This window comes from Mycobacterium sp. (genome assembly GCF_049281135.1).
Taxonomy (GTDB): Bacteria; Actinomycetota; Actinomycetes; order Mycobacteriales; family Mycobacteriaceae; genus Mycobacterium.
In genome coordinates this window covers 1-5,286 of record NZ_JBAPRN010000125.1, presented here as the reverse complement: position 1 = coordinate 5,286, position 5,286 = coordinate 1, and the positions used below count along the sequence as shown (strand labels likewise).

The 5,286-nt window shown below is 65.1% G+C and carries 6 protein-coding genes; all 6 read right to left on the bottom strand.

All coding sequences use genetic code 11. The features are described from left to right. Window positions 1–633: ribosome hibernation-promoting factor, HPF/YfiA family (hpf, locus tag WAN02_RS05140; RefSeq protein WP_422263101.1), on the bottom strand; the 633-nt coding region annotated here is incomplete at its 3' end. A 281-nt stretch (window positions 634–914) separates the two neighbouring features. Continuing rightward, window positions 915–1,553 (bottom strand): ComF family protein, encoded by a 639-nt coding sequence (locus tag WAN02_RS05135; protein WP_422263100.1) that lies wholly within the window; start codon window positions 1,551–1,553, stop codon window positions 915–917. Between the two features lie 73 nt (window positions 1,554–1,626). Further along, window positions 1,627–2,193, bottom strand: coding sequence for a hypothetical protein (locus WAN02_RS05130; RefSeq protein WP_422263099.1), 567 nt, complete (start codon window positions 2,191–2,193; stop codon window positions 1,627–1,629). Between the two features lie 130 nt (window positions 2,194–2,323). Continuing rightward, entirely contained in the window at window positions 2,324–3,310 is a 987-nt protein-coding gene (locus tag WAN02_RS05125) for an AraC family transcriptional regulator (RefSeq protein ID WP_422263098.1), read from the bottom strand. A 336-nt stretch (window positions 3,311–3,646) separates the two neighbouring features. Continuing rightward, window positions 3,647–4,375, bottom strand: coding sequence for a Crp/Fnr family transcriptional regulator (locus WAN02_RS05120; RefSeq protein ID WP_422263097.1), 729 nt, complete (start codon window positions 4,373–4,375; stop codon window positions 3,647–3,649). A 72-nt stretch (window positions 4,376–4,447) separates the two neighbouring features. Then, the coding region (locus WAN02_RS05115; RefSeq protein ID WP_422263096.1) for an LpqB family beta-propeller domain-containing protein at window positions 4,448–5,286 on the bottom strand (839 nt) is incomplete at its 5' end.

Genomic DNA, 5,286 nt, shown 5'->3' with positions numbered 1-5,286 from the left:
ATGCCGCCGGTAGACCACCGAAGGCCGCTCGGTCTGCTTGTCGTAGAACAAGAAGAAGTCGTGGCCGACCAACTCCATCTCGTAGAGAGCGTCATCCACCGACATCGGCTTGGCCGCGTGGTCCTTGGTCCGCACCACCCGCCCAGGCTGGTGATGTCCGTTGGGGTCGCCGAAGTGTGGGGCTTCGATGTCGTCAAGATCCGGTTCGGGATTCGGTACCACCGCGGTCGCAGCGGCCAGCGAGACCGGCGTCTTGTCACCGTAGTGGACTTTGCGGCGATCTTTCACGCGACGCAGCCGGCCCTCCAGCTTGGCTACCGCGGACTCGAGCGCGGCATAGAAACTGTCCGCGCACGCCTCGCCACGGACGACCGGACCGCGACCGCGAGCGGTGATCTCGACGTGTTGACAGGACTTGCGCTGGCGCCGGTTGCGTTCGTGGTCGAGTTCGACGTCAAACAGGTAGACGGTTCGGTCGAGTCGCTCCAAGCGGGCGAGTTTCTGCGAGACGTAGACGCGGAAGTGGTCAGGGATTTCGACATTGCGGCCTTTGACGACCACCTCGGCGGTCGCCATCGGTTCGTGTTCATCGGCGTCGACCGGAGCTTCAGCCAGAAGCTGCCCGGAATCCACGGTTTGTCTTGACATACTTGACAACTCGTTTCTCTCGCATTGCGCGCAGCTAAGCGCGCCCGGCTATGGGTGTACGCGCCGACGGGGTTGTCAGAACTCAGTGGCCGCCCGCCGATGCAAGGTGTCGAACACTCACCCCCTACCGTTGACGGTGGCGCCTCAATCCGCGATTCAGATGCGCTGCCTCGAGGCGTTTGTTGGTGCTTGTTCCCGACGGTAGACCGTCCACGGGCGGCATTGCCAGCATTTCGCCCGACCTGTTGCGAGTTCTTCACAAACACTCACGCCGCTGCTAACGCCAGCACAGCCGACACTCGCGCCCCGGCCCGGTGCAGTACCCGGACCGACTCTCGGGCGGTGGCGCCGGTGGTGACGATGTCGTCGACGAGCAGCAACTCGCCGCGGGGCGGCAGACGACGTCGGGTCAGCAGCACCCGTCCCGCGATGTTGCGTTCACGTCCAGCGCTGTTCAACCCCGCCGAGTCGCGGGACAACGCGGTCATTCGCAGCGCCCGCACGACGGTGATGTCCCGGTGGCCCGCCGTCGCCAGCGTGGCGATACGTGTCACCGGGTCGCCACCGCGATGACGTGCCGACCAGCCGCGGGTCGGCGCCGGGACGATGGTCAGCGGAACGTCGAGCAGACCCCACCGCAGTAAGCGGTGCACGCCGAAAGCCAGCGACTGCGCCAGCGGCGCCAGCAGATCTGCCCGGCCGCGGTCTTTCATCGCGACGATCGCCCGCCGCCGCGCGCCCGCGTAGCGGCCGAGCGCGAACACCGGCACCTGCGGGTCGATGCGCGGAGTGACGACGCGCGGCGCGTCGAGACCGATCGCGAGTTCATCGGCGCAGGCCGCACACCATCGCGTCGACGGCGCCCCGCAACCACCGCACTCCAGTGGCAGAACCAGATCCAGCACAGCGCAAGTGTGCAGACATGGACCGACAATTACACGGTGGGGCCAGTCGGCCCCACCGTGTAGACGCCCGCTATCAGGGCAGCAGAGCCGAGATGTCGAAGGCATTGGCGAATTCCACAGCGGCGTCAGTAAAAACCAGGTTGAAGTCCGCCGGAATTGCCGAGATATCAGCGTCGATCACCCCGAGGTCAGCCGGGAGCAACCCGGTGCCACTCAGATCACCAGCCTGGTCAGCTGCGACGAACGCCTGGTCAGCGTCGAGGATCCCCTGGTACGCCTGGGCCAACTGGCCGTCAACGCCGGTCAGGTCAGCTTGGTCAGCCGCGGACAGGCCGGACAGGAGTGATTCCTGCTCAGTGAGCAGCGACGACGCCGGACCAGTCTGGAGCATCTCCTGCCCCGTGAGGAGCATAAGTTGCTGGGCGTCGAGCCCTGCCTCGGGAGCTCCATCCAACACCTGGGTGGCTTGGGTCAAATCCATGCCAGCTTGGCCCAGCCCGTCGGCACCATTGTCGGCGTGCGCGTCTGCGGCCTCGGACAGGCTGAGCATCCCGGCAGCCGCGACGGCACCGGCACTCATGCCGAGGGCGATGCGCCAGGGGCGCGGACGGCGAACATGGTGGTTGGCTTGACTATTCATGCGGACTCCGATTCCTCTTAGCCCCAAATATGCTGGGAACGTTGACTACTCGATCAACGCTAAGGAGGAGGCGGGTCGCTTGCTAGCCATCGCACGCGAGCTTCTGGCCGGTTTGCGCGCCCGCAGCCGGTTAGGCCGTCCGGCGCAACGTCTTAACTGGTGGCTCGCGGTAGCGGGCCGCGTGCGCCGCGGCGAACCGGCCGAGATTGGTGAAGCCCCAACGGTATGCAACCGACGCGACAGTCACGATTGACGGGTCGGAGTCGAGCAGGTGCTGGTGTGCGCGACGCAGGCGCACCTCACGCAGATAGGCCATTGGTGTCGTGTCGAGGTGACGCTTGAAACCCTGCTGCAGCGAACGGACGCTGACCTGGCTGCGAGCGGCGATCGCGGACAGCGTGAGGGGCAAATGCGCTTCCGCTTCGATGACGTCGATTGCGGTGCGAACCGCGCGGGGCGGCGTCGAAGCATCGCGTCCCAAGAGCGCGTCGCGCTGCGAATGTTCAGCGGCCACCAGGAATCCGCGTATCAGGCTGTCGACGAACGGCATTCCGACCAGTGGTTGATGGATCAAGCCGCCAGGATGGAAAAACTGCTCCGCGAACCACACCAGCATGTCGATCCAGGTTCGGGCCGATGCGGTGTGAATTGGCAGGAGCGGTTCGAAATCGGGTTGCGACGTCAGCTGGCGGCCCAGCCCATCGCTGAGGGCATCCTCAACGGCGTGACGGTTCATCTTGAACAGGAGAATTTCAGTGCTCGCGTCCCATTGCAGCGCCGAAAGGCCCTCGGGCGCATACACAGCCGCTGTGCCGGCGCAGCCACCGGCCGGCAACCCTCGGTGTGCTCCCCCCGCGCGGCCCGACCGCACCAGAAACACCCGATACGAGCTGCACTCGTCACCGCAATCGATGGACGTGTCAGCATCGAAGACGCAGTCCTGAATGCTCACCGGACCCATACGACCGCCCCGCTGAGTCGTTGAAAACAAATCCGGATCAGTCAACAGGTTCAGATGCGGCCGGTCACAGCCGCATAGCTCGACGAAATGGTCGAACTCCTTCACCGGGATCCAGACGTGCGGATCCCCAGTGTCCGCTGTCGGTCGTTCCGTCACGACGTGGCCCTCTCACCGTCCCCCGGTTACCCCTACAACGATCCGATGAGCGAGCGGGTTCAAGTGACGTTCGCCACGGTCGTGCGACCGGGCGAACCGTCGAACCACTCCATCTTCGGCCCCGTACAGCGTCCCATGCTGAGCTGGGCTTTAGGCTGTTGATCAGCTGTGGGACTCGTTTGAGCTCCCTGGGCAACGATCATCGACGATGATTTATTCCGAACGCGTCGGGTGGCCTGCCGAAATTACCTGAGCCGCTGGACACTAGCCCGCAAAGGCAGCCGCGCGACCGACAGCCGCACCATGAAGCGCAGTATCGAAATCTCCAAAATCATTTTACGACAACGGTTTTAGATGAGACGAAAGCGCCTGGGAGTCGATGACCACTACGCTGTCGTCGTCTAAACGGATCCAGCCTTGATTCTCGAGATTGCCCAACGTATTACGAACCAACTCGGGCGAGACGCCGACAAGACGGGAAAAGTCCTCCATGGTCATCTCGTGCACGATCCGTACCACTTCGCCTTCTTGCTGACCAAACCGTCGTTTCAACAACGACAGTCGGCTCGCGACGCGGCCTCGAACATCGGCGGAGGCGAAGTCCGTCAGGGCATCCGTCATCTCTTTCGCCCTCCGTGCGAACAGGCGCAGCGTTCGAGCACTCAACTCTGGACATTCGGCCATCCAGCTGAGCAACTGTCCGCGTTCAATCGGCACCGCCAGAACTTCGGTGAGCGCGGTCATTCGCGTTTCACGCGCGACCGGCTCGAAAAGCGATACCACGCCAAAGATTTCGTTGCTGCCCAAGACGGCCAGCAGAAGTTCACAACCGCTCTGCCGGCAGATCGAAGCTTTCACTTTGCCGGACATGATCACGTGAAGACGACCGCCGTCGTCGCCACCGGTGGCGATGACGTGTCCGGCTGGGAAGCGCACCGGCTTCAGCTGCCGGCACCACCGAGTCAGTGCGGCTGGATCGCTCTTGCTGACGATTCCCGATGCAACCAATGCCCGTCGCACATCGATAGGCCGTGGGGGCGTTGTCGCGGGCACGTGGCTGATCACGCCGTCAACGCTAGGGAGATCAAGGAGAACCCGCTAGCCACCGCACGCAGTGCTATGGCCGGATAACGCACGTCAGCCGGGCATCACCGGCATCGCCCCGCCCGCCATGAACGGCGGGACATCGAGCCAGCCCTGCACGCCCTCGGCGCCCGAGATCGACAGCTGCATCACGCCGCGTGGGTCGGCGACGTACACCGTCGACGGGTTGGCCGCAATCACCCCGACCGGCTGCTGCAGATTAGCGCTCGGTGCGTCGGAATTCACCCCGTCGACGTTGACGTAGGACACCGGGTGCTCGGCGTCGTTGCGGCTCACTGCGATGTCTTCGTCAGTGCGCCACGACAACGACACGACCGAGGAGCCCAACCCGAACCCGAGCCGCCGCGGATAGGCCAATGCGAATTGGCCGCCCTGCGTCTGCTCGACGCTGGCGCAGATCACCTGGCCGTTGATCACCATCGCGGCGCGGGTGCCGTCGCGGGAGAGTTGCAACTCGGCGATCACTCCGGGGAAGCGGCTGGACACCGCGGCCGAGTCGACCGGCAACCGCGCCGGCTGGCCCGAGGCGGTCTCCTGAATGGCGCGCAGCACGGTGTTGCCGTCGGCCACCACCCACACCGCGTCGTCCAGCGACCAGGTCGGCCGCGAAAGGGTATGTCCGTCAGCGGCTTCGGCCGCCTCGCCGCCGAGGTCGCCGATCCACAACGACGACGCCATGTCCGGGGCGCCGGGCCGAAGCGTCACTACCGAGGCCACCTGATGCCCGTTGCGGGACAGCGTGGCCGAGGTCTGGTCCGTGGTCCGCCCGAAGGCCCCCGGCACCGGGTCGGAGCGCTGGCCGTCCAGCGCCACCACTCGGCCACCGATGAGCGCGTGCACGCCGGCCGCGGCACCCTCGGCCACACCCGGGT

Excerpts from the sequence above, each read along its gene's own strand:
- WAN02_RS05130 (WP_422263099.1), bottom strand. The coding sequence starts at position 2,193 with ATGAATAGTCAAGCCAACCACCATGTTCGCCGTCCGCGCCCCTGGCGC.